This window comes from Mucilaginibacter sp. L3T2-6 (assembly GCF_030519355.1).
Taxonomy (GTDB): Bacteria; Bacteroidota; Bacteroidia; order Sphingobacteriales; family Sphingobacteriaceae; genus Mucilaginibacter.
This window is the reverse complement of record NZ_JAUMKC010000001.1, coordinates 236,868-261,650: the sequence shown is the minus strand read 5'-3', so window position 1 is coordinate 261,650 and position 24,783 is coordinate 236,868. Positions and strand designations below refer to the sequence as shown.

Genomic DNA, 24,783 nt, shown 5'->3' with positions numbered 1-24,783 from the left:
TAAAAGCCCGGATTTTGAAAGCGTTTACCGTTATGCACTTTTAGCGGCAAAGATTGGCTGTTCGTCGGTAAAGTATTGATGTCAATAGATTTTGATTGGCTTTGTAATAGCAGGCATCGTAATATTGTCCTTTACAAGGCTTAGTAATAACCTGATAGCAAAAGTTTTTAGAGAAGAATGATACAAAAATCAAAAAGCACTATCATAACCATTACCATTCATGTATTAACATGGGCGGTATTTGGATTGATATATTTTTTTCAACCGCGATCCTGGAGCATTACAGTCCCCTATCAGCTGTGGATAAAGCAATGCATTATTCTCGGGGTGCTTATTATTGCATTTTACATCAATTCATTAGTACTGGTACCCAAACTTGTTTTAAAGAACCGCACCGGGCTCTATTTTCTGATCATAGCCTGTATTGTCGGCGCTATTTTACTGCTAAATATATATGCGGACGAGTTCCTGAATATACGCCGTTTAATGGATGCTGCCTTCCATAAAATGGGGCCGCCAAAACATCACAAGGGCGGCCGCGATCATAGTTGGGATTTTGCCTTACTTGCCATGAGCGCGCTGGTACTTGGCATCAGTACCAGCATTACCACCATACAAAAATGGCAAAAAGATAAGCAGGTGCACCAGGACATGGAGCAGGAACGGATAAGCTCGGAACTGTCGTTTTTGAAAGCCCAGATCAACCCGCACTTCTTTTTCAATACACTGAATAATATATATGCTTTAACGCATGTGGACGCCGATGTATCGCGTAAAGCTATCCACCAGCTATCGCGGATGATGCGTTATGTGTTGTATGACACACAGAATGCCACGACCATGCTGAGCCAGGAAATCGCTTTTATAAAAGATTATATCAGCCTGATGGAATTGCGGCTCACCGATGTCGTTAAAATCGATTTTAGCTCGCCTGCAGCGTTGAGGGATATGGCCATAGCGCCGATGATATTTTTACCCTTTGTTGAGAATGCCTTTAAACATGGTGTGAGCGCAAGCCAGCCGAGCTACATCAACATTACCATTAGTCAAAATGATACGGTTGTAGAATTGAACGTTGTGAATACTATAATAAAGGAACAAAACACTAATTTAGAGGAAGGCAATGGTATTGGCCTGAATAATACACGGCGTCGGCTTGATCTGTTATATCCAGGCAAATATAATTTGCTGATAAATGAAAGTACGATGGAAAATGCTTATTTAGTTCACCTAACGCTTAATCTGGCATGACCATAAATTGCATAGCCGTAGATGATGAACCCCTGGCGCTTGGCCTGGTTTGTTCTTTTATTGAACGCACGCCGTTTTTGAATTTAGCTGGGCGGTACAACAGCGCGGTAGAAGCCCTCCGCGCTATCCATACGCAAAAAATCGACGTGATATTTTTAGACATACAAATGCCCGATCTGAACGGCATTGAGCTGGCGCGTGTGCTGGATAACAGCAAAACCAACCGCCCCCGTATCATCTTCACAACCGCCTACAACCAATTTGCGCTGGAGGGTTATAAAGTAGATGCACTCGATTATCTCCTGAAACCTTTCAACTACGAGGAATTTTTAAACGCAGCACATAAGGCACTGGCCTATGCCCAACTTGTGGAAAAATCGAACACAACGCCGGCAACTGCCTCCCTTCCCTCCACTCCTCCAGAAGATCATATTGAAGATGAGTATTTGTTTTTGAAGGTGGAATATCAACTCGTGCGTATTGCGTTAAATGACATCCTTTACATAGAAGGTTTGAAGGATTATGTAAAGGTATGGCTGCAAAATGCTGATAGACCAACCCTCTCGTTAACCAGCCTCAAATCGCTGGAGGAAAAACTGCCTGCCAAACGCTTTATGCGGGTGCATCGGTCATTTATCGTATCGCTCGATAAAATAAATTCCATCACCCGGAACGCACTGCAGATCGGTAAAGTAAATATTACCGTAGGTGATCAATATAAGGAAGCATTTAGCAAATTTTTGAGTAAGTGGGTTTGATGGGTTAAGGTGTTAAGATAGGGGGAAAAATACGTTATCATCAACAGCCATTATTTCCAGAACATGCAGGGTATATAAAAACTGCCGTTAAAATCCGTTTCTTTTGTAACACATTGTCCTTTCAAACGTCAAAACAATTCGGGCGCGTTATTTAAGCAACATGGTAATCTGTTTAAAATAGCACCCGGCGGGTTGAAATAAATTTTTATCGCCCCTGGTAAAAATACTTTTGCAGCCTGTTAACTGTTAACCCTGTCAAACAAATTAACCAGGTAGCTGCGTGCCAATAAATAGTTACATCCTGCAACTAATACCATAATGATATTATATTTGCCGGCTCTAAAAACTGGCCATCTCTGTCGATATATATGAACACCCAAAAGTATTTAACTCACCCTTTAAAGGGTTTTTCTTTTTCCAAATTATTAAAGCCGTTCATCGGTGTCATCGCCGGATCACTGATATATTCTTGCGGAGGGAAAGGCGCTCAGCAGAACGGACAAGGGGGGCCAGCTGCTATCGCCGCTTATAAAACATTTACCCTGCAACCTGTTACTGCTACATTAAATACAGATTACCCGGCAAGCCTACAGGGCTTACAGAATATTGAGATCAGGCCGAAGGTTGACGGATTTGTGGATGGTATTTATGTTGACGAAGGCACCATTGTACATAAAGGCCAATTGCTGTTTAAGATAAAGGCCCCTCAGTACGAACAGGAAGTGCGCACGGCCGAAGCAGGCGTACAAACCGCACTCGCGGATGTAAACACGGCACAATTGCAGGTAAACAAGGTTAAGCCGCTGGTTGAAAAGGACATTATTAGCCACTTTGAGCTGGAATCGGCTCAATATGCCCTGCAAACCAAACAAGCAGCACTGGCGCAGGCAAAAGCAGCATTGGCCAATGCCAAAGTGAATCTGGGTTACACCACCATTACCAGCCCGGTAGATGGCGTTATCGGGTCGCTGCCCTATAAGCTCGGCAGCCTGGTGAACAGCACTACTGCTGATCCCTTGACAACTGTATACAACACCGCTACTATTTATGCCTACTTTGCCATGAATGAAAAACAACTGCTGGATTTCAGCCGCGACAGCGCAGGGAAAAGCACGTCACTTAAAACCAAATTAAACAGCATGCCAAAGGTATCGCTCCTGCTGGCCGATGGTATTCTATATGATCACACCGGAAAAGTGGAAACCGTTAACGGGCTCATCAATACCAACACCGGCTCGGCCAATTTCAGGGCGGCCTTTGTAAATCCCAGGGGATTATTGCGCACCGGCTCGAGCGCTACCGTACGGATACCTACACCGGTAAAAGATGCTATAGTTGTGCCCCAAAATGTAACTTACGAATTACAGGATAAGCGTTTCGTTTATGTTGTAGATAACCAAAACAAGGTGAAAAATGTGGCAATTACTACCATGGACAATACGCCGGGTCAGTACTTTATTGTAACAGGCGGCGTAAAAGCCGGCGATAAAATCATAGCCGAAAGTGTGAACAATTTGAAAGACGACACGCAGATCAAGCCATCTGATATTAGTCCGGACGTGGTTTATAAAGATCTGAAATAAGTCTAAAGTCCGGAGTCTTAAGTCTGTAGTCTTAAGACCGGATTCAAATTGGTTAGAGTTTTCTGACTTAAGACTACAGACCACGACTCAAGACTTAAATCAAATATGTTAAAAAAATTCATAGAGCGGCCTGTACTTTCAACCGTAATATCTGTGCTGCTGGTTATTTTGGGTATGATAGGATTAGTCAACCTGCCTATCTCGCAATATCCGGATATCGCCCCACCGACGGTTTTTGTGTCAGCATTTTACAGCGGCGCCAATGCCGACGTAGTACTTAAAAGCGTTATTATCCCGCTGGAAGAGCAGATCAACGGCGTAGAGAACATGACCTACATGACCTCTTCCGCCGGAAACGACGGATCGGCGCAGATTACCATTTTCTTTAAAGTGGGTACTAACCCCGACCTCGCTGCGGTAAACGTTCAAAACCGTGTGTCTCGAGCGGTAAGCTTACTGCCACAGGTGGTTACTGAAGCCGGGGTGACCGTAGCCAAAAGCCAAAACAGTAACCTGCTTATATTTTCGCTATACAGCGAGAACAAGGATTACGACGAAACCTTCCTGCAGAATTATACCAAGATTAACCTGATACCGGCCATCCAGCGTGTGAATGGGGTAGGAAACGTGCAGGTATTCACATCGAAAGATTACTCGATGAGGATATGGCTGAAGCCGGATGTGATGTCGCGTTATGGACTGGTACCCGACGATATAACCGAAGCGCTTAACGAGCAAAATATCGAAGCCGCTCCAGGTAAATTCGGTGAGAATTCTAACGAATCATTCCAATACGTTATCCGGTTTACGGGGCGACTGAAAACCACCCGCGAATTTGGCAACATTATCATCAAATCCGATGGCAAGGGCCAGTTACTGCATTTAAGCGATGTGGCCCGTATTGAACTTGGAGCCTTGGATTACTCCGTCGACCTGAAAACCAACGGACTGGCATCGGTGGGTGTTGGTATAACGCAGGCTTCCGGGTCTAATGCGCGCGACGTTATTAACGATGCAAAGAAGATATTGGAAGACGCCTCGCAATCGTTCCCGAAGGGTATCCACATAACCTACCTGGTTGATGCCAACGAATATCTGAATGCCTCTATCGAAAAGGTGATCAGTACGCTTATTGAAGCATTTATCCTGGTATTTATTGTTGTTTTTATCTTCCTGCAGGATTTCCGGTCGACGTTAATTCCCGCTATTGCTGTTCCGGTTGCTATTATCGGTACCTTCTTCTTCCTCAACCTGTTTGGGTTTACCATTAACCTGCTTACACTATTTGCAATGGTGCTGGCGATCGGTATCGTGGTGGATGATGCCATTGTGGTAGTTGAGGCCGTACATGCCAAGCTGGACAGAGGCTATCGCTCGGCGCGAAAGGCATCGGTGGATGCAATGAAGGAAATATCCGGCGCAATAATTTCCATCACGCTGGTAATGTCGGCGGTGTTTTTACCCGTAACGTTCATCAGTGGCTCAACGGGCGTCTTTTATAAGCAATTTGGCATAACACTGGCAGTAGCCATCCTGCTTTCGGCGGTTAATGCGCTTACCCTTAGCCCCGCCTTATGCGCTATGTTTCTGAAACCGCATAACGAAGCGCATAAGAAAAAACGCTTCTTAAACTTTTTTTACACCCGGTTTGACATAGTATTTAACCATATAACCACCCGGTATGAGCGCTCCGTAAGGTTCCTGTCGCATAAAAGATGGATAGTGGTTGCCGGAATAGTAATCTTTATGGCTACGCTGCTAATAATGATTAAAACTACGCCATCAAGCTTTGTGCCCAGCGAAGACCAGGGAACCATATTTGCCAGCGTCACCCTCCCGCCAGCAGCGGGTATGCCCCGTACAGCTGCCGTTACAAAAACCATCGATAGCATTGCCCATACCTTGCCATCGGTTCAAAACACACTGCAAATAGTTGGTTTTAACTTTACTGCGGGCAGTGGCAGTGCGTATGGTATGGTGATCGTAAAGCTTAAAACATGGGATAAGCGCAAGCACGATGATATTAAGAGCGTAATCGGGCAGCTTTATGGTAAAATCGGCGGTATCCACGAGGCCAGCATCTTTTTCTTCTCACCCCCAACTATCCAGGGATTCGGACAAGGAAGCGGCTTTGATTTTCAGTTGGAGGATAAAGGCGGCCATACATCTGCAGAAATCTACAAGGTTACGCAGGACTTCCTCGCAGCTTTAAATAAACGTAAGGAAATTCAGAATACAAATACATCATTTAACCCTAACTTCCCGCAATATCAGGTGGATGTTAATGTAGCTAAATGTAAGGAGGCAGGCATAACGCTTACTTCAGTCATCAACACACTACAAGGTTATTATGGTGGTATTTATGCATCTAACTTTAACGAATTTGGTAAGCAATACCGCGTTATGGTACAGGCTGATTACGCTTACCGTGCCAACGAAGCCGGACTGAGCAAGATATTCGTACGCAGCGGCAGCGGAGCTATGGCCCCCATTACAGAGTTTATTACACTAAAAAAAGTTTTCGGCCCCGAAGCTATCGAACGATTTAACCTGTTCACCGCAGTATCGGTCACCGGTCAGCCTAATCCTGGTTACTCTACCGGCGATGCCATTAACGCTATCAAACAAGTAGCAGCAGAAAAGCTCCCTGCCGGATATGGATACGAATTTTCGGGCCTTACCCGCGAGGAATTAGCCAGCGGTACACAGTCTGTTTACATTTTCATCCTGTGCCTGGTATTTGTTTACTTCCTGTTAAGCGCACAGTATGAAAGTTATATTCTGCCTTTCGCGGTTTTGCTTTCATTGCCCATAGGTTTATCAGGAACATACATTTTCGCCAGGATCTTCGGCATCGACAGCAACATTTACGTGCAGATATCATTAATTATGCTCATCGGCCTGTTGGCTAAGAATGCTATACTGATTGTTGAGTTTGCGCTGGGACGGCGCCGCCAAGGCATGGAAATTTTGCAGGCGGCCATATTGGGTGCCGAAGCCCGTTTAAGGCCCATCCTGATGACTTCCTTTGCCTTTATCTTCGGTATCATGCCGTTGATGTTTTCTACCGGCGCGGGCGCAATAGGGAACCGGTCGATAGGCACAGGCGCTGTCGGAGGCATGTTTATCGGCACATTGCTGGGTGTATTTGCTATCCCGGTGCTATTTATCATTTTTCAGCACTTGCAAGAGAAAATCAGCGGTCCGCGCCACCTGCGCAAATTCGATGATGAGGACGAAGACGAAGCTATTGTGCCTGCCAACTAATTTTTCACCAATGAAAAGGATCAATACAAAATATACAATTCTGCTGGCCGGAGTACTGATTGGGGCAATATCATGCAAGGTGACCCGGCCTTACGAGCAGCCGCAACTTAATACCAGCGACCTGTATCGCGGTCAGCAAACAAACGACACTGCAACAATGGCGTCTTTGCCGTGGGAACAGCTGTTTACCGATACCGTTCTTAAAGCGTTGATACGAGAAGGGTTGTACGGTAATTTTAACTTAAAAATAGCGGTACAAAAAATATATGAAGCACAGGCGGCATTGGGACAAAGTAAGGCTGCACTATTGCCAAGCCTTAGCGCCGGTGCAGGCGTAACACGTTCCAAATTATCCGGGCCAAGCCTCGGCTACCCAGCCGGAGCAGGGCCAAGCCTTCTAACGACTCAATACCAATTAGGTCTTAGCACAAACTGGGAGGCTGATATTTGGGGCAAACTGACAAGCGCAAAACGCGCGGCTTATAATAATCTGCTGCAAACTGACGCCGCAAAACGCGCCGTACAAACACAACTGATAGCCGACATCGCCAATAATTATTATACGTTGCTTGCATTGGATAAAGAACTGGAAATAACTACCAATACACTGCAGAGCCGCATAAAGAGCGCCGAGACTATGAAAGCGCTAAAGGAAAGCGCAGTAGTTAATGGCGCCGCCGTTGTGCAGAGCGAAGCCAACCGCTATGCTGCCGAAGTAGCTATTCCTGACTTGAAACGCGCCATCCGCGAGACGGAAAATGCGATAGATATATTAGTGGGCCGGCAGCCCGGTGCATTAAACCGCTTAAAGCTCGATGACCAGAAAACCCCGGATAGCCTGCAAACCGGCATTCCGTCACAACTGTTAAAAAACCGCCCCGATGTACAGCAGGCAGAATATGCCTTCCGTGCGGCTTTTGAGAACACTAATGCGGCGCGCACTTATTTTTACCCTCAGCTTACCATTACGGCCAGCGGTGGCTGGTCGAACCTGCAATTGAAAGACTTTTTTAACGGCTCTATATTTTACAATATTGCCGCGGGTTTAACACAGCCGGTATTTAACCAGGGTATCAACAAAGCACGCCTGAAAACTGCGCAGGCGCAGCAGATGGAGGCTTTGCTGGGTTTTCAGCAATCGTTGCTGATAGCGGGCCAGGAAGTATCGAACGCGCTTTACGCATACCAATCAGCCACCGAAAAAGGTGGCGCCCGCGCAAAAGAAATAGCGGCATTGACAAAAGCCGTAGCGTATACCAACGAGCTTTTACGTTACAGTTCAGCAACCAATTACACAGATGTGCTTACCTCCGAGCAAAATCTGTTAGCAGCCCAGCTTGATGGCGTTAACGACAGGCTGCAGCAACTGCAGGCCGTAGTTAATTTGTACAGGGCACTTGGTGGCGGAGCGAGATAAGCGTTTGCAGCATTAAAACGTATGAATTGTTCCATTGCTGAATGGATCCGAAATCATCTAAATTAAAAAAAGCACCGCCCCTTCCGGAGTGGTGCTTTGCATTATAAGGGATAATCAATTATTCCTGAACGATGAATGTTTTGGTTTTATCTTCGTTGTAAACGTGGATGTTTTTCTTAACAGTTTGATTGTTCGAAGTGACTTCCATAATGTAATCGCCATTTTCCAGGTTGTTTAAGATATAACCCTTTGACGCATTGCTGGCTAAAACATCTTTGCGCAACACGTTTTTGTCCTTGTCGTAAATCATTACGATTGATTTAGCATCAGCAGCTTTAACGGCAATGCCCTTGTTTGAAGCAAGTGACGAAATAGTTACTGCCGGCACATCAGTCTTTGTTGATTTTGCAGGAGTAGCTGCAAACACACCGGTTGCAGCCAATAAAAGTAATGCTGTTAATTTGATTGAAGTTTTCATGTTTTTAATGTCTTTTAATGTTATGTGAATAATCTTTGTTATCGTTTTATGATGCAAATGAACAGCAACTTTACATGCCAAAAAAACCTTTTAGACCAGCGCCATTAAAATATAGACATACTGTTCAAAACAGCCGTTAAACACCCATAACTAGTTAATTATCTGAATAATAGCTATTCATCGAAAGATAACAGCTGTTCGTCGGCCAAAATTGGGAATTGGCAGAACCGCAGATAAAATAACATGTAGTTAGTGATACATTTGCTTTAGCAGGTATTTAAGCGGCTTGACCTAAAACTATGGCCAGCAGGAATCTTTTCCCTTCTGCTATTGCTGCTGACCAGCTTTAGCGCATTTTTAAAAAACTTAAGCTCGTTTTTTTGGAATATACTGACGATATGGACCATGCGCATGGCGACAGCCCTCAATATTACGATTTCATTGAAAAATGGACACACAGATTGCCGGTATCTGGCGGGCAATACGTACCGGGAAAAGCATTTTAACGAAGAATGGGTAATTTTCGTCACTACCGACCATGGCCGCAGTGAAGATAACGGCCGGAATCATGGCGGGCAATCGAAACGCCGGATAATACGGTTAAAAAAGGGGTGATCACCGGCAGGAAGAAAGCAGATTAAAAACCGGCAAAAGATTTGTCAACTCCTGTTGGGTTGACAAATCCCCTTATATATTACTTCATCAGCGAAGGCTCAAAAATTTTCATATCAACCTCCTCACCGGCTTTTAAATCAGTATAAGTTTCGGTTTGCAGCAGCTTGTCATTAAAGTAGAACGCGCACTTAGTTTCGCTCCATGCTTTCCCCAGCGGTACCTGTTGCTCAAAGGTGCCTTCTTCCTTTGTATTATTTTCATACTTTAAAAACTTCACGGCAACCAGTTTTTCCTGGTCTATCCAAAGTTGGTTTACCTTTTCTTCATCGCTTGCAGCGCCCAAAACGTAAACCGGTTTTCCCTTCCAGGTTGAGGTGTGAAATTTGGACAGATCATAATTCAGTTCAGCAAAGTGAGCCAATACCTGGTCGAAAGTTTTGAAATACATCCCGCCAAGGAAAAAGATCAGTTCATTTTCATTTTTAACACCCTGTACAATCTTATTGTCCTTAAACCTGTAGGTTGAATCATGCCTGAACAAAATACCATTCGGACTTCCCGGAGAGCCGATGTCAATGCGCAGCAAATCAGGATACACAATAGTTTCGTACCAGGTTGAGGTATTTATAAGACTGTCGTTTTTAAAACGTTCCGTTGTCTGCTTAAATTTTAGCGACTTATGCCACACGCCATGATAGCGCTTATACATGCGGGTTAAAACTTCTTTTGAATTTAATTCCTTCTTTAGAGGTGCCAATAATGCAAGGACAAGAATAGCAGGGATAAGTTTCATGAGCTTGGTTTTAAACCGGAAAGCTAAAACTAATCAAATTTTAATAATGTGCGAAAATCACTGAAGCATAAATACTCACTAATTGGAACCGAATTGCGCGAACTAACAATATTGAGATTAATTGCATATCAATACAGCTGGCGTCTGCCAAAATTCGTGCAATCCGCTCCAATTAGTGAGTATTCACGCCTATGATTTCGTCAACTCTTCATACGCCGATTGTATGCCCCGCTGAATACCAGTGCCCTGCCAATCATTAACGCCGGGAATTGAGGTCGCTTTATTTAAGTCATCGAGACTCTTTCCGGATTTTACACCATCAGCTACATACGCTTCCAGCTTTTCCATAAAGTTCTGCATGGCTTTTACATCGTCCATATTGCCGATCACCTTTTGCGGGTCGGCGGCATGACCGAAAACAAACATGGTATCCTTGTCAAACTGTTTGGCGGCTTTTTCGAGGACTACCGGCCAATGTTTAACAGATGCGCCTGCGCTATTATCAACAAATGGGTACATTCGGTTAAATACCAGATCACCCATATGCACAATGTTGGCATTTTCAAAATGGATCATCGCATCACCGTTGGTGTGGCCTGTGCCGAAGTAATGCGCAGATATATGTTCATCGCCAACCTTAATTTTCCATTTATCGGTAAAGGTAGTGTCAGGATATAGCTGTTGGTCAACTTTGTTATTTTTCTCAGCCACTGCCTTTTGATTGGCGAGCGAATTAGCATGCGCTGCTACATTTTTAACGATACCTTTAAATGAGATATTACCTCCGGTATGATCGCCGTGATGATGCGTATTGATGAGCCATTGAAAAGGTTGACTGGATTGTTTTTGAAGCTCGGCGATCAGGTGTTTGGCTGGATCCGGGAATTCGGCATCTACCACCACAATCCCGTCCTTATTAACCAGCCAGGCGATAGTACCGCCCGATTCGGCGAACATGCCTACGTTATTGCGCAGCGGTTTAAACTGATAAGCCGGGTCGGCCAACATAGCAGCAAAACTTTTTCTGCCTAATAATGCCAGCGCGCCTGCTGTTAATGCGGTATTCCTTAAAAATTGACGACGTTCCATGTTTAGTGATTGGAGATTAGTTTGTGTGTTATTAATAACATGACGATAGTTTGATTTATTGGGTTGCCTTTAATAGTTTAATATTGATGAAAAGCTTGCGATACAAACTCAAGCACGTTTGGCAGTGCGGCGCGCCAGTAGGTCCACGTATGGCCACCTTCGCGCATGCGGAATTCGTGCGGAATTTCCTTCTTACGCATAGCAACGTGCAGCAAAGCGTTTCCTTCGTATAAAAAGTCATCATCACCGCAGTCCATATACCAGCGAACAGCTTTCTTTTGGTCGTTCGGCATGTTATTTACCAGGGCAATTGCACTATGCTCATTGTAATATTTGGTTATCACAGAATCGGCAATACCGGGATTATTTTTGGTGATGGAAGCGCGGGCGTCATCCAGCGTCAGCGGTCCCACGGATGCGCTGAGGGGGCAGGCCGATGAAAATAATTCGGGATGATGCATGGCATACATTAAAGTGCCGCCACCGCCCATGGAAAGCCCGGATATAGCTCTGTAGCGCTTATCGCTTTTAACCCGGTATTTCTTTTCTACATAAGGCATCAATTCTTTAAAAAAGAAATCCTCATAGTTCCAGTCGCCTTTAATATCGTTAAAATATCCCCGGCGGCCAGTATTGGCGTCGGGCATTACAATGATCATAGCTGTTGCTGTACCATCAGCAATGGCTTTATCGGTAATATTCAATACTTCTCCAAATTGGACCCACCCGGTCTGGTCATCGCCGGCGCCGTGCAGCAGGTACAATACCGGGTAACTGCGTTCAGATGTCTCGTAGCCTGGCGGCAGGTAAACGGCATACCTACGGTCGCTTTTTAATATCTTGCTCGGAACCAATAAATTATCATAAACCTTTCCGGTTTGTTGCGCAAGTACCGTAAACGGACATATCAACAAAAAGGCGATAAGCAACTGGAGTTGTTTTTTCATAATTAAGGCGATTGGTTTGTTTTTTGAATATCGGGATATATTGGTAAACATCAGCATTTTAGTGTAAAAAAATTGATATGCATTTATTTAAATTTCACGAAGGAGGCACGAAAAGAACCGGAACTGTCGAGCAGCCTGATACACATGTTTACGCGCCCGCCTCTTGCTCGCCGATCTGTTTATCCCTGGTAAAAAAATTTCGCAAAACGCCAATCCCTAAAATGTGATTAACTTTAGCCATCACTGTCATGATAGGCGAAACCCTTAACTCTAATCAAAATAAATTACTGTATGTCTTGTTAGCAGTTGCTGTGCTGGTAAATTTTAGCGGCTTGCTTGTTCCGATTGCCGGTCCTGATGCCGCCATCTATGCCACCATCAGCAAAACGATGGTGCAACGTAATGATTATGTGCAATTGTTTTATCACGGCGCCGACTGGCTGGACAAACCCCATTTCCCGTTTTGGATAACCGCCTTATTTTTTAAGGTTTTCGGCTTCACTACCTGGGCCTATAAACTGCCGGGCATTTTATTTTTAATGATGGGCGCCCTTTATACATGGCTGTTTGCCATGACGCTCTACAATAAACAAATCGCCACCTGGAGCGTGCTGATACTGCTCACTGCAGAACATATAGTATTATCCAATAACGATGTGCGCGCCGAGGCGTATCTAACCGGGCTTATCATTGCAGCGGTTTATCATTTTTACAGAACCTGTACCAGCTATACTTTCCTGCACTTATTATTGGGATGTATTTTTACTTCATGCGCAATCATGACTAAGGGCATTTTTGCCCTTGTGCCAATTGGCGGCGCAATAGCAGGGCATCTTATCATTACCCGCCAATGGAAAGCGCTGTTTAACCGGCGCTGGTTGGTAGCAGCTATTTTGATACTGATTTTTATTTTACCCGAACTCTGGTGCCTTTACCGCCAATTCGATATGCATCCCGAAAAAATTATATTCGGGCAAAAAGCCGTATCGGGCATCCGTTTTTTCTTCTGGGACAGTCAGTTTGGGCGTTTTTTTAACACCGGCCCTATCAAAGGATCAGGCGATCCGTTTTTCTTTTTACATACGGTGCTGTGGGCTTTCCTGCCCTGGTCATTGATTATGATTGCCGGGCTATACCGGTTTATCCGTAAAGGCTGGAAAAATCCCGGAGCGCAGGAATGGTATTGTTTGAGCGGCGCGCTGCTCACCTTTATTTTGTTCTCGGCATCAGGCTTTCAATTGCCCCATTACCTTAATATTATTTTCCCCTTTTTGGCCATTATTACAGCACAATGCCTGTATTATGTATCCATCAAAAAAACGATGATGACCATTGAACTGGTACAAACCGTTGTAATTGGTCTTTTATTGTCGGCCATATTATTGCTCAACCATTTCTTTCAGCCGGAAATATTCAGTCTTTATACTGCTGCAACGCTAACAATACTGCTGATCCTGCTGATCTTCTATCATCAAACTATAGGTATATACGGTTATCAAAAGCTTGCCATCCGGTCGGTACTGGCCTCATTTATCATCAACCTTTATCTTGGCCTTTCATTCTATCCCTCGCTAATGAAATATCAGGCCGGAAGTGAAGCCGCCTTTTGGATAAATAACCATAATCCGCGAAATCTGCCAGTCGCTGTTACCGAACTTAACGACGACGATGAAACGCCCTTCGCATTTTATTCCCGCCTCCCGGTTACCTTGGTAAAAGGCAATGGAAAAAATACGCAATCCGGGCCTTTTCTGCTTTATTTGAGAAAGAATGAACTAGGCGGTTTTACCAAAAGGGGCTACCGGTTTGACATACTATCCACTTTCAGGCGCTATCCCGTTACACGCCTAACTTTTTCCTTTCTCGATAAAAACACCAGAACCGAAAAACTGACTGAGATGGTCGTGATTAAAGTAAAATAACTACAGAATGTTTTTTACCAATTGTTTGTATCGTTTGCATTTTCCTTTGTGTAATAACCATTAACCAGGTGAATATAAATTAGTTACTCCAAATCTATATCATAATGTTCAAACACAAGGTTCCGCTGTTGCTTTTATCCTTGGTCATTGCTGCTGCTTCCTGTAAAAAGGTAGTAATAGACCGGTTGTTACTGGTAAAAACCTGGTGTTATCAGCCGCAGAACAACAGAAAGTAACAGCGGACAATGTGTTTACCTTTAAACTTTTTAATAAGCTAAACAGCGCAAACACTGCAAAGGCCAATATTTTTGCGTCGCCCCTTAGCGTAAGCTTTGCTTTGGGGATGACCAGCAACGGCGCTGCCGGCACTACATTAGATGCATTTAAAAACACACTGAATTTTACAGGAATGACCCAGGGCGGGGTAAACAGCTATTACAATAACCTCATCACCAACCTGCCGCAACTCGACCCGAATACTACCCTAAAAATAGCCAACTCCATCTGGTACAAACAGGGTTTTGATGCACTACCGGCGTTTTTACAAACCAGTAATGACAGTTTCCATGCCAAATCACAAGTGCTGGATTTCAGCGATCCTGGTGCAAAAGACAAAATAAATAAATGGGTGAGCGACCAGACCGCCGGTAAAATACCTTCTATTATTGATAATATCCCGCCGGATGCTGTAATGTACCTCGTAAACGCTTTATATTTTAAAAGCATATGGAAGGAAAAATTCGACAAGGAAGCTACAGCAAAACGTGGTTTCATGCTGGAAGACAGCAGTAGTATCCAGGCTGATTTTATGAACAATACCATGCACGTTAATTTGTTTGAAGATGCCGGTGTTTCGGTGGCCGAACTCCCCTACTCAAACGACAAATACAGTATGGTTATCGTAATGCCGAAGAATAGTACCGTAGACGATATGGTTGCAGATATGGATGCGGACAAATGGCAATTGTGGATGGGCCACCTGAGCAGTACTAAAACCGAAGTGGCTTTGCCGACCTTTAGGTTCAGTTACGATGCCACGTTAAACGACGCCCTTATCTCCCTGGGTATGGGTATAGCATTTAGCAAAAACGCCGATTTCAGCCGCATAAATCCCAATGCTGCATTACAAATAACCAATGTAAGACACAAAGCTTATATCGAAGTGAACGAAGATGGTACTACCGCTGCAGCAGCAACTTCCGTAGAGGTGGGCATAACAGCCGCGCCGTTAAACCAGGTCATTATTAACCGTCCGTTTTTCTTTGCAATACGTGAAATGAAAAGCGGCCTGATTATTTTTACAGGAACGGTTTACGATCCAACAAAATAATGTAACCTTGTGCTATTAGTCATTTAATTCCTCCGACCAACGAAATATTACATCCAGTTAACTTACCACTCACTAACTTGCGGTATCAATAAAACCATCGTTAATATGGAAAACTATTTTGCCGAACTTTATGAACGCGAGCTGCTCAAGCTGCGCGATGAGATTAACAATTTTAAGGATGATAACAACATTTGGCGCGCTACTGATGGCGTCACTAACTCGGTGGGAACACTAACGCTGCATTTGATCGGGAACCTTAGTTTCACCATCGGCGCGAAGATTGGTAATACCGGCTACGTGCGCGACAGGGAACGTGAGTTTTCTGCAACCGGAATTCCGCGTGCAGAATTACTAGCAGATATAGAGAACCTGATTGAAACAGTGAAAACTTCTCTATCAGGCGTTACACAACAGCAGCTCGATGCTAATTATCCGCTTGAAATGTTTGGACAAAAAAGCACAGCCTGGTATCTTACTTTCTTCTATGGGCATTTTAGTTACCATATAGGGCAGATAAACTATTTGCGAAGGATTCTGGAGGCATAAAATATAAATCAACGTTATGTAGGTTTGAGGGACGAAAGGATGATTCATCCCATGCCCGGTTTCGATAATAGTTCGCTGCATGGTTAGCCTGATTAGTGAGCTGCCTCAAATTTTTCATCAGGGACAACAGGCTGACTAAGAAAAAGCAGGAATATGTTAAGGACGATAACGGTTAAAACATTTTTTAACCCGGTGCCCCTTCCACAACCAAAGGCCAGAGATGACGATTATCGGGAAAAACACCCATTTAACCGCTAACGATGCATAATGCAGCTTAGCCACAGGGCCGTAAATATAGCCGATCACGGGGATGCTTAGCAGGATATGCAGCCACCGGATAACTATTCTTTCGGTTGATGACTTCACAAATTGTTTAGTATTCCAGCTCACGGCAGTTGTAGCCGGCTGTTTGCAGCAGCGACTCGATATAGCGCGGCGAAATATTTTCGGCCTCGATGCGCAAAATGTTGTCGCAGTCTTCCAGGTCAAAGTTCCAGCCGGTAATGGCGGGTATGGATGTGAGCAATGGTTTTACTTCGCTAACCTGTTCAGGTTTTTCAACGTTGGTGGTGAATACTAATACGTCCATTTTTTCAGTCCTTAGTCTTAAGTCGGCAGTCTTGGGTCGGATATAGAAAAACTTCCGCCGGCTTATGTTGTTGATTTTGTTCTTTTAATAACTGATGGCAGCTTGAATATTGGACATCCATCGCCCGTTTTATTTTCAGAAGATAGTCTTGAGCCAAACAATATTGACTCAAGACTATCAGCTCCGGACTTAAAACTCACTCAGCCGCCGGTTTTTCTTCGCCGGGTTTAGCGGCTTCTTCCCAATATTTCTGGAATGGATGCCCGCCGTGCCGGCCCCAATGTCCGCGGCCGCAGTTTTCCATTTTTGCGCGGAATTTCTCGCGCTCTTCAGGGGTCATGTTTTTAAACTTTTCCTCCATACGGCGCCGCATCCAGGCTCCTTTGGCGGGCCCGCCGCCCTTGCCAAAACCAAAAAGTATTTTACATAAAACAAAAATGCCCATGGCCTGCCAGAATGTGATAGCGCCAACGTGTAATATGTCGGGCAGTAAGTTGTTCCATAAAGTCATCACTACAAAACTGATGACGGTGAGGAAGGCAGCAATTCCGAAAGGAATGAATATAAACCGCCTTTTATAAAAAAATGATTTCATGTTTAACGTTTTTAATATTGTGTAATTTCCTCGTACAATTGTTTCAACCGCTTGCGCAAATGCAGCACCGCATACCGCTTGCGCGATACCAGGGTCTGCACATTAATGCCTGTATTTTCCGCTATCTCGCTAAAGGGGATATCATCCAGTTCATGCCACATAAATACGTCGCGTTGTTCCTGGGGCAACTCGTCAAGCGCCATAAAAAGCTGCTCCCAAAAAAGGTTACGCAAGTACTCCGTTTCCGGCGTACTCGTTTCGGTCATCAGGATGGCTTTAAAGTCCGGCCCATCATCTTCATCCTCATCACTGCCCAGCAGCAGATCATCAACCAGCGTTTCCCTATGTTTTTTGTGCTTGTCGAGAATTTTGTTGCGGGCCACACGGTAAAGCCACGCGCCGGTTTGCTCTATCGGCTCAGAGTTTACTACAGAACTAAACTGGTACCAGACATCCTGCAGAATGTCTTCGGCATCGGCATCATTGTCCACCCTGCGCCGGATAAAACCCAGCAAGTTTTTACCATAGTCGCCAATGGCTTGTATGATGGTCTTGTGGTTTTCTTCTGGCATTACGGCGGTTATCAATTTTTTAAGTGTTATTTACCAGAGAAGACGATTGTGCTTCAGATAAATTTTAAAATTTTTAAAAAAATTCAGTTTATGGCTAAAGGGCAGGTCTCCATGGCCTTGTTGGGTACACTATCGTATAATCATCTCGTTTTCTTACCTAGATAACGCAGCTTAAATGTGTAATATCTTTATCCTAAAAAGTTACGCATTTATTTGATATTTGTACTAGTTCTCCGGTTAAATCAATCGACTAATCGCTTACAATACTCAACTTGCCGACAGAATCCGTGAGGCGCTCGCGCACCTTCCCGACGTCGTGGAAAAAGAAATGTTTCGAGGCGTGTGTTTTATGGTGAATGGAAAAATGTGCGTTTGTGTGAGCGGAGATGAAATGCTGTGCCGCATCGGCGCCGGGGCAATGGAAACTGCGTTGGATGAAAATGGGGTCCGGCAAATGGTAATGGGCAACCGGGCTGCTAAAGACTTTGTGTATGTTGGCGAAGAAGCCCTGTACAGTCAGGAGAAATTCGACCGCTGGATAAAGCTATCACTCGACTTTAACCCCAAAGCAAAAGCCTCGAAGAAAAAGTGATCGCCGCACAAACAAACTATTTTAATTTTCTATAAATTCAACTTTATTAAACTTACTTACCATGACTATTAAGAAATCTGTTTGGGTACAATCTGTACTGGCGCTATTCATTTTGTTTGCAGGCTTTGCGGCAAAAGCACAGGACGCAACTAAAGAGCTGACCGACGCGATGAATAATTCTGCCGAAGAGTGGAACAAAGGCCATCTGGATACTTTTATAAGCCTTTACGATGCATCTGCTACAATGATGTTCCCGACCGGCCCTGTCGGTATGGACGGTATTAAAAATCTTTATCAAAAATCATATTTTAAGCCGGATGGCCTGCCTAAGCAAAACCTTAAATACACAGATATAAAAGTGCGGATGCTCGGTAACGATTATGCATTAATGACTGGCGGATTTACGCTTTATGGTAATAATCTGCCCGAGCGCTCCGGCCGGTACTCACTGGTGTGGCAGCATACTGCAAATGGATGGAAGATTTTGCACGATCATTCAAGCTAAACCGGGATTAAGCAGGTTAGCGGATTTGTTGGATGCTGTAATTGACGATTTCGACCTTCTTTTCACTGTCTACAGCCAACTCTTAACTGCCAGCTAATTTATTTACTCCACCCCTAAATATTCTTTTTGCTTAATTTCAACCAAACCAGAAGTCTGGTCGCGGCGGAGGTAGATGCTTACATGGTAAAAGCTGTTGTCGAATAGGTAAATATTGTTAGACTCATCAGCCCCCTGGAAGGTTTTGCCGAGGCCGTAATGTTTAGCCTGCGCAATCATGTTGATGATATGCTGCGGATTGGCCGAAGCGTATGTAACGGTACGCAATACGGTGCCATTATACAATTTTGTAAAATTGCCCACAGTAATTTTTTCTGTCCCGGGCTTACCTACTATGTTTTTAAAATATTCTATGGGATGGCCGTTAATGTCAATACTGTAATCCTGGCGAAAGGAGTCTCCCTGCAATAAGTTGCTGTGTACTGCGCTGTTATCTAAGCTGGTAAAGTACACCAGGTCGGCAAACTTTATGCTTTGCGCGTTGATGCTAAGGCGCGCCAAAAGCAGCAGCGGCATAAGGAAAAGGTATTTCTTCATAACAACAATAATTGTTTGTTCGGTATAGATCAAATATAGATAATGAGAAACAAGAACCAAGAGCAAAACATCTCGTTGTTCACAACCAGCCAGTCATCTTATACAGTTTGCCGGCGAATGCAGATGTCCTGTCTCTAGTCCCCCGGATGATAGGTTCTTTCAGCATGTTTCAGCACATCAGCCTTATAAAACAGCACATCCTTAAACCTACCGTCAATATACATGCCAGCCTGGTCGGTATAGTGTTTTGACGCGGGATCGAATGATTCACCTCCTGTTATTACTGTTTTTGCCTTAATACGGGTACCAAATTCCACAGCGGCAATAAAACTGTTGCCCGAATAGCCATATCTCTTTCTGGTCTTCATCGTCCGGCTTTGGAAGGATGGCAGCTGCCCAAAAGCCGACGAAACAGCACCCACAGGCAGGCTCGGTTCCGTATCGCTGAAAGTTACTCCATCTGCAGGTCGCTGATAACGGTTGATGTCGCCCCACATTGTTTGCCAGGTACCGTATTGTTTTTTTAGGTTGTTAATAGCTTCTAAAAATAACTCTAGTTGCTGCCTGCTGGTGAGCGTTTTCATCAAGGATGCTATGCGGTCGGTTTGATAAGTACTTTCCTCATCAGTTTTTGGTGGTGGCAGCTGTCGCATTACCAGTGTGCCCCACTCAACCGCTATAGAGGTCGCTACTGAATTTGCTGCAGAATACTTATCCCAGTGCTTCATTGTGTCTACCGGGCTTTCAAGTCTTTGTTTCAATGAATCAGGCGCGCTTTCGTAAGCCTCAAAAAGCGGCGGCAATAATACATCAAAAGCTGCCAGATAATGGTCATAGCCTTTGGATATCAAATCGTCAAGGGAAAGTTTCTTTTTATCATCAAGTAACCTGATAGCATTAACAGCCCGATAGTTCTGTCCATCGGGCGCCATGTATGCCGGGTACTTATCCTTAGCCGGGCTAAACTTTCCCGACGATGCAAACGGTGTTGAATTACAGTTTTGAATCCATCCGCTTGGCGGGTTATAAATGTGTACCTGTTCTTCCAGAGAATGTAATCCTTTCCATTCTGTGGCCGGGATGCTGCCATCAACCGGGAGGCGCCAGTCATAAACCGGATCTCTTCTCGGCATAAAGTTGCCATACCAAAAAGCGATGTTGCCTTTGTCATCGGCATATACCGTATTATTGGTAGCATTCTGCAATAAGCCCATAGCTTTTTTATACCCGGCAAATGTATTGGCCTTTGTTATCAGCCATGATTCAACCAACGCGTTGTATGAACGGTTATTCGCTCTCAGCGCCAGCCACCGGCCATCCCTGGCTCCCAGTATGGGGCCATGATGGGTATAGTAACCGGTTATCACCTTTCGCTCTGTTGATACGCCGTTATTAATTTTCATCACCAGCTTACGTTCGCGTACAGGTTTTAGCCTGCCATCGTACTCATAATACCATTTGCCATCCTTTTGGGTTACCTTTTCTGCATACAGGTCACCTACGTCGGCGCTGCTGCTCGTGTGCATCCAGCCGCAGTGCTGGTTAAAACCCTGGTATACAAAAAACTGCCCCCAGGTAACTGCGCCATAAACGTTCAGTCCTTCCTGGCTTACCATCTGTACCTCTGCGCGAAAATAAAATGGCACGTGCGGGTTGATGTAAAGCATGGCATGCCCTGATGCAGATTTTACCGGAGCAATAGCAAAGCCGTTGGAGCCCGTCTCCCTGTCATCGGCCAAAGATTGATGAACCGCTCCCAGCTTTTCCGCGCCATCTCCATAAAATTTTCTGGTTTCAGTAAGTTTGATGCCACCGGTAACAGTTGCTGATACGCTTCCATCGGTAAACATCAATGCATACCATGGCTCAAATCGCTGAAAAACAGCCGGTTTTGTATCGGGATGTGTGTACAAATAATAGTTCACACCGTCGGCAAAAGCATCCAATAGTTTACGAAACCATGGCGCTGCTGCTCGATATTCCTTAATAGCATCGACGGTATCCGCAATTAATTGAAGCTGTACATCGGTAAAAATATTTTTCCCGCCGTCCAGCTCACTTTGTCGGCCTAACTGGTACAAATAATTTTGTTCTATACCTTTAAAATTATCCTCGCATTCGGCGTACATCAACCCAAAAACAGCGTCAGCATCGGTTTTACCATAAACATGAGGTATTCCCCAGTTGTCCCTGACTATCGTTACCGCCGCCGCCTGCTGCCTAAACCGTAATATTTCTTTCGCGGTAAATTTTTGAGCAACAGCTATTAACGGGAATAGTACTAAAGCGGCAATCAATTGTTTTTTCATAGTAACGATTGTTTTACTAAACAATTTGTAAGGAATATGCCACTTTTGCACGATTTTTAAAATTAATGTTAGAATAACATTTATTGACTACAATATTTGCACTTTGCAGGCGTTTGGCATATTATCTTAAATCTAATATAGGGCGAAATTGCATAATTAGGTATAGCTTTTGATAACGATTGCCTAAAGGTTAAAATATAATTTACCGGCCTCAAAGCCAGTAACATAAGGCCTTGGATGATGAGTAACATGTTGTCTGAGATTTAGTTGATCAACATTATTTGAGTGATGTTGTATGCGTTCCGGGGTGAGATACGGAACGCATTTTTTTGCCCCAATCTGCAAAAATCAGCCTTATACCAAAAAATAAAAGAAACATTTCTGCCGCTTGTGATATTATAATCTTTATAAACCACACAGCTATGAAATACGCATTTATTATTGGCTCCGGTGCATTTGTTGTACGGGGCAAAACCATAAGCTATGGCAGCGACGGCAACTGGAAACCCTTATTAAGAATTAATTCTGTTTCACAGGGCGCGACGGGCGATGCTCACTTGGATGTGGATATAGATATCAAAGACGTCGATGGCAAACCTGTGACTGTCATGTCAAATCAGCCTGTAACGGGTGCCCCTTACAATGTTAAGGTAGAGCGCGACAGCGTCACAGTATCCCGGCTTGATGGCTCGACGATTATCCATGTTCATCAAATGGATTACGACACTGCGATGGCTTTAGAGCATAACATAGTGGCCGAGTTGGAGGTAAACATGCCGCTTGCTGCTATCAGGGTCGCAGGCGAGTTTTTCGTAGACCAACTGCACATACGGGCAGAGAATGAAAAACTATTCATCAATGAAAATGGCTATGCAAACGTTGCCCTGGCGGGAGAAAATGATTTGAAATTTACTTCGGAAGGGGTAGTATTGTAGTGACTCAGCGGTAAAATAGATTATAGTCCAGGGGAAAGAGTCAGCAACAAGGGCCACGAGAATTAAAAAAGTAAAACGGCATCAAGCTGGCAGTCATGAACTACAAACTCCTGCCATATTTCGCCATCACCAGCAATATCATACGGTTGTAAGTATCGAGGCCCTGCGGTTGATTATTTACTTTTAGATAATGATCATAAAATATCCCTGTTATAACATTTAGCTTACCCTGGTATGTCATCCAATATTTACGCTCATCCACGAAATCCTGGTGTACTGCTTTTGATACGCGGGGCCTTAGTTTTTTGTTTTCGAGGCTATCACGGTAATATAATGCATGCATAAATTCATCAACTGCCATGTGATAGGCAGAATAACGCAAAAGCTTATCATTTGAATTTATCCCGGCCAGGAAACCTGCAAAGTCCGCCTCATCTTCAGGCCCATAGCCCATCTGGTGCGACATTTCATGGCAGGCAACCACCGGTCTGTTAAATACCGGCATCTGGTAGTTTATCTGCGCCTCGCCGGTAAAAGGGTTAAAATACCCTGATGTTCCAATAAAATTAAGCAGCGGAGTAAGTAACGATGACTTTATATCGGGATGGTAAGTGCGAAACCCGACGGAGTCGGAGGATAGTTTGCATACAGCACGTATTGCAGTTTTGTAAATCGAGTCATTTTCTTGCTTCATGTCGTGGACGGTAAGCCTTGCGCGTGTGGCATTGGCGCTGTCTATCAGCATGGCTGTAACGGCTTTAAGTTTATCGGTGGTGTAGCTGGTATCACGCAAATTTAACCTTTCTCCGGCCGGCGGGCGGAAGTAGTTCATTCCCCAAAACAAGTAGAAAACAAGTATTGCTATCTGCACTTTAATAATAAGTTTGAGTACCCGGAAGCCTGCCGTCAAAAAATCTTTTTTTAACAACCGCTTTATAAAGATGATCAAGGCATATGCCAGGTGACCGATAGCCAAGATATATATTATATCACCTACACTGAACGGGAAAATATTCAGAACAGGGTGCAATACAGTACTTATTATCGGATAAGCGCCTTCTGAAAAATAGCACTCTACAGCTTGCGGGTAGCCGGCAAAGAGGATAAGCAAATAAATGGCGGCCGCCAATGCGGCTATGCTGATAAGCCTTATTTTAAAAGTTCGCTTGCTGTTAGTAAATGGCATGAACGGTAAATATAACAATACGCCGGGGTTGGCAATAAAAAAGCCTCCCCTAGATCCGGGAGGCTGTTAATGCTGTAGCAGTTATTACCGATTATTTTATTGAAACCGGGATGCTGATCTTATCCCAATTCATACTGAAACCTTTAGGTGTAATAACGTAGGTTAATGATTCGGTCATAGCATGCGTTTTTGGAGTAACCATTACACGCAAAGCGTCCTGGGCCTGGTCATATTTAAATGCGCCCCATTGCTCGGCAGTTCTGTTAAAGATAACGGTCCATGGGCCTTTCTCCATTGGGATAACGAAGAATGCATACTTACCGGCTTTTAGAGCCTTGCCCTCAACCATAATGTCTTTGTCGGTAGTAAATGTCGTTGCTGAATCGGCTCCCGCACGGTAAACTTTGCCATAAGGCTCTAAGCCGCCCCATATTTTACGGCCTTTTACGTAGGGGCTTCCATAACGGATGGTAATGGTAGCCGCGCCAACTTTGCCTTTCACACCCTTATGGGGGCTTGCAGGTTTTTGCTGTGCCATCGCCGTAGTCGATAATAAAAAGGCAACCAATATTACTGAAAATGCCTTTAACTGAAATACTGCTTTCATAATAAATATATTTTTAGGTTTCAAATTTACGATATAAAGATAGAGTGAATTTTCTATTTACCGCATTGCAAATCGGGCTAATTATTTTTTAGCAATTTACGCATGTTGCTATAAAAACTACTGCAATTTTTTTTAAAAAATACAGTAACGATCTCAAAACAAAAGCCTCGGTTGTAACGTTTTAAATACAGAATCATATTGCAGTTAGGAATTGACCTTTTAAGGTTAAACAATTGTTGTGATTTTTGGCCTCACGCCCACAGGGTGTGAGGTTTTTTGTTTAATTACCTAAAGAAATTTATT

The 24,783-nt window shown here is 44.1% G+C and carries 24 protein-coding genes; 12 read left to right on the top strand and 12 right to left on the bottom strand.

Annotation, left to right across the window (positions count from 1 at the left end):
• The first annotated feature begins 177 nt into the window (after positions 1-177).
• The 5 genes from Q3W13_RS01260 to Q3W13_RS01240 all read left to right on the top strand — a co-directional run bounded on the left by Q3W13_RS01260 (position 178) and on the right by Q3W13_RS01240 (position 8,276).
• Positions 178-1,251: a sensor histidine kinase gene (locus Q3W13_RS01260; protein WP_302860699.1), complete on the top strand. Its 1,074-nt coding sequence runs from the start codon at positions 178-180 to the stop codon at positions 1,249-1,251.
• A complete protein-coding gene (locus tag Q3W13_RS01255) occupies positions 1,248-2,009 on the top strand; it encodes a LytTR family DNA-binding domain-containing protein (RefSeq protein ID WP_302860698.1) in 762 nt (253 codons plus the stop codon). Before Q3W13_RS01260 ends, Q3W13_RS01255 begins: the two co-directional genes overlap by 4 nt.
• A 368-nt stretch (positions 2,010-2,377) precedes the next feature.
• Positions 2,378-3,592 (top strand): efflux RND transporter periplasmic adaptor subunit, encoded by a 1,215-nt coding sequence (locus tag Q3W13_RS01250; RefSeq protein WP_302860697.1) that lies wholly within the window; start codon positions 2,378-2,380, stop codon positions 3,590-3,592.
• A gap of 105 nt (positions 3,593-3,697) precedes the next feature.
• Entirely contained in the window at positions 3,698-6,859 is a 3,162-nt protein-coding gene (locus tag Q3W13_RS01245) for an efflux RND transporter permease subunit (RefSeq protein ID WP_302860696.1), read from the top strand.
• A 10-nt stretch (positions 6,860-6,869) separates the two neighbouring features.
• Positions 6,870-8,276 (top strand): efflux transporter outer membrane subunit, encoded by a 1,407-nt coding sequence (locus tag Q3W13_RS01240; RefSeq protein WP_302860695.1) that lies wholly within the window; start codon positions 6,870-6,872, stop codon positions 8,274-8,276.
• A 118-nt stretch (positions 8,277-8,394) separates the two neighbouring features.
• On the opposite strand, the gene Q3W13_RS01235 is transcribed toward Q3W13_RS01240, so the two are convergent.
• Complete coding sequence (locus Q3W13_RS01235; RefSeq protein WP_302860694.1) at positions 8,395-8,754, bottom strand: hypothetical protein; 360 nt, start codon at positions 8,752-8,754, stop codon at positions 8,395-8,397.
• Positions 8,755-9,084: 330 nt separating this feature from the next.
• Here Q3W13_RS01235 and Q3W13_RS01230 point away from each other — a divergent pair, with 330 nt between their 5' ends.
• Positions 9,085-9,369, top strand: a complete 285-nt coding sequence (locus tag Q3W13_RS01230; protein ID WP_302860693.1) for a hypothetical protein — start codon at positions 9,085-9,087, stop codon at positions 9,367-9,369.
• Positions 9,370-9,448: 79 nt separating this feature from the next.
• Here the strand turns inward: Q3W13_RS01230 and Q3W13_RS01225 are convergent, their stop codons facing one another.
• From Q3W13_RS01225 to Q3W13_RS01215, 3 genes are all read right to left on the bottom strand, one after another.
• Positions 9,449-10,162 (bottom strand): hypothetical protein, encoded by a 714-nt coding sequence (locus tag Q3W13_RS01225; RefSeq protein WP_302860692.1) that lies wholly within the window; start codon positions 10,160-10,162, stop codon positions 9,449-9,451.
• Positions 10,163-10,351: 189 nt separating this feature from the next.
• A complete protein-coding gene (locus tag Q3W13_RS01220; RefSeq protein WP_302860691.1) occupies positions 10,352-11,251 on the bottom strand; it encodes an MBL fold metallo-hydrolase in 900 nt (299 codons plus the stop codon).
• Positions 11,252-11,328: 77 nt separating this feature from the next.
• Complete coding sequence (locus tag Q3W13_RS01215) at positions 11,329-12,198, bottom strand: esterase family protein (protein ID WP_302860690.1); 870 nt, start codon at positions 12,196-12,198, stop codon at positions 11,329-11,331.
• Positions 12,199-12,446: 248 nt separating this feature from the next.
• On the opposite strand from Q3W13_RS01215, the gene Q3W13_RS01210 reads away from it, so the two are divergent.
• From Q3W13_RS01210 to Q3W13_RS01200, 3 genes are all read left to right on the top strand, one after another.
• Complete coding sequence (locus Q3W13_RS01210; RefSeq protein ID WP_302860689.1) at positions 12,447-14,120, top strand: glycosyltransferase family 39 protein; 1,674 nt, start codon at positions 12,447-12,449, stop codon at positions 14,118-14,120.
• 205 nt (positions 14,121-14,325) lie between these two features.
• Positions 14,326-15,450: a serpin family protein gene (locus tag Q3W13_RS01205; RefSeq protein WP_302860688.1), complete on the top strand. Its 1,125-nt coding sequence runs from the start codon at positions 14,326-14,328 to the stop codon at positions 15,448-15,450.
• A 105-nt stretch (positions 15,451-15,555) separates the two neighbouring features.
• Positions 15,556-15,996 carry a DinB family protein gene (locus Q3W13_RS01200; protein WP_302860687.1) on the top strand — a complete coding sequence of 147 codons (441 nt, stop codon included), beginning with the start codon at positions 15,556-15,558 and terminating at the stop codon, positions 15,994-15,996.
• 156 nt (positions 15,997-16,152) lie between these two features.
• Here Q3W13_RS01200 and Q3W13_RS01195 read toward each other — a convergent pair whose 3' ends face one another.
• The 4 genes from Q3W13_RS01195 to Q3W13_RS01180 all read right to left on the bottom strand — a co-directional run bounded on the left by Q3W13_RS01195 (position 16,153) and on the right by Q3W13_RS01180 (position 17,752).
• Positions 16,153-16,362 (bottom strand): hypothetical protein, encoded by a 210-nt coding sequence (locus Q3W13_RS01195; protein ID WP_302860686.1) that lies wholly within the window; start codon positions 16,360-16,362, stop codon positions 16,153-16,155.
• 7 nt (positions 16,363-16,369) lie between these two features.
• Positions 16,370-16,585 (bottom strand): hypothetical protein, encoded by a 216-nt coding sequence (locus tag Q3W13_RS01190; RefSeq protein ID WP_302860685.1) that lies wholly within the window; start codon positions 16,583-16,585, stop codon positions 16,370-16,372.
• A gap of 196 nt (positions 16,586-16,781) precedes the next feature.
• Complete coding sequence (locus Q3W13_RS01185; protein ID WP_302860684.1) at positions 16,782-17,180, bottom strand: hypothetical protein; 399 nt, start codon at positions 17,178-17,180, stop codon at positions 16,782-16,784.
• Positions 17,181-17,191: 11 nt separating this feature from the next.
• On the bottom strand, positions 17,192-17,752 hold the full coding sequence (locus tag Q3W13_RS01180) for an RNA polymerase sigma factor (RefSeq protein ID WP_302860683.1): 561 nt from the start codon (positions 17,750-17,752) through the stop codon (positions 17,192-17,194).
• A 241-nt stretch (positions 17,753-17,993) separates the two neighbouring features.
• Between Q3W13_RS01180 and Q3W13_RS01175 the strand changes: the two genes are divergently transcribed.
• Positions 17,994-18,344, top strand: a complete 351-nt coding sequence (locus tag Q3W13_RS01175) for a TfoX/Sxy family protein (protein ID WP_368077615.1) — start codon at positions 17,994-17,996, stop codon at positions 18,342-18,344.
• Positions 18,345-18,405: 61 nt separating this feature from the next.
• Positions 18,406-18,849 (top strand): nuclear transport factor 2 family protein, encoded by a 444-nt coding sequence (locus Q3W13_RS01170; RefSeq protein WP_302860682.1) that lies wholly within the window; start codon positions 18,406-18,408, stop codon positions 18,847-18,849.
• A gap of 102 nt (positions 18,850-18,951) precedes the next feature.
• Here Q3W13_RS01170 and Q3W13_RS01165 read toward each other — a convergent pair whose 3' ends face one another.
• Positions 18,952-19,443: a hypothetical protein gene (locus tag Q3W13_RS01165; protein WP_302860681.1), complete on the bottom strand. Its 492-nt coding sequence runs from the start codon at positions 19,441-19,443 to the stop codon at positions 18,952-18,954.
• Positions 19,444-19,577: 134 nt separating this feature from the next.
• Positions 19,578-21,752, bottom strand: a complete 2,175-nt coding sequence (locus Q3W13_RS01160) for a penicillin acylase family protein (RefSeq protein ID WP_302860680.1) — start codon at positions 21,750-21,752, stop codon at positions 19,578-19,580.
• 422 nt (positions 21,753-22,174) lie between these two features.
• Here Q3W13_RS01160 and Q3W13_RS01155 point away from each other — a divergent pair, with 422 nt between their 5' ends.
• Positions 22,175-22,687, top strand: coding sequence for a hypothetical protein (locus Q3W13_RS01155; RefSeq protein WP_302860679.1), 513 nt, complete (start codon positions 22,175-22,177; stop codon positions 22,685-22,687).
• Between the two features lie 100 nt (positions 22,688-22,787).
• Here the strand turns inward: Q3W13_RS01155 and Q3W13_RS01150 are convergent, their stop codons facing one another.
• Together Q3W13_RS01150 and Q3W13_RS01145 are read right to left on the bottom strand one after the other, a co-directional pair.
• Positions 22,788-23,873 carry a DUF3810 domain-containing protein gene (locus Q3W13_RS01150; protein WP_302860678.1) on the bottom strand — a complete coding sequence of 362 codons (1,086 nt, stop codon included), beginning with the start codon at positions 23,871-23,873 and terminating at the stop codon, positions 22,788-22,790.
• A gap of 91 nt (positions 23,874-23,964) precedes the next feature.
• The gene (locus Q3W13_RS01145) at positions 23,965-24,480 is read right to left on the bottom strand and encodes a DUF2911 domain-containing protein (protein WP_302860677.1); all 516 of its coding nucleotides are present in this window, start codon (positions 24,478-24,480) and stop codon (positions 23,965-23,967) included.
• Between the last annotated feature and the right edge of the window lie 303 nt (positions 24,481-24,783).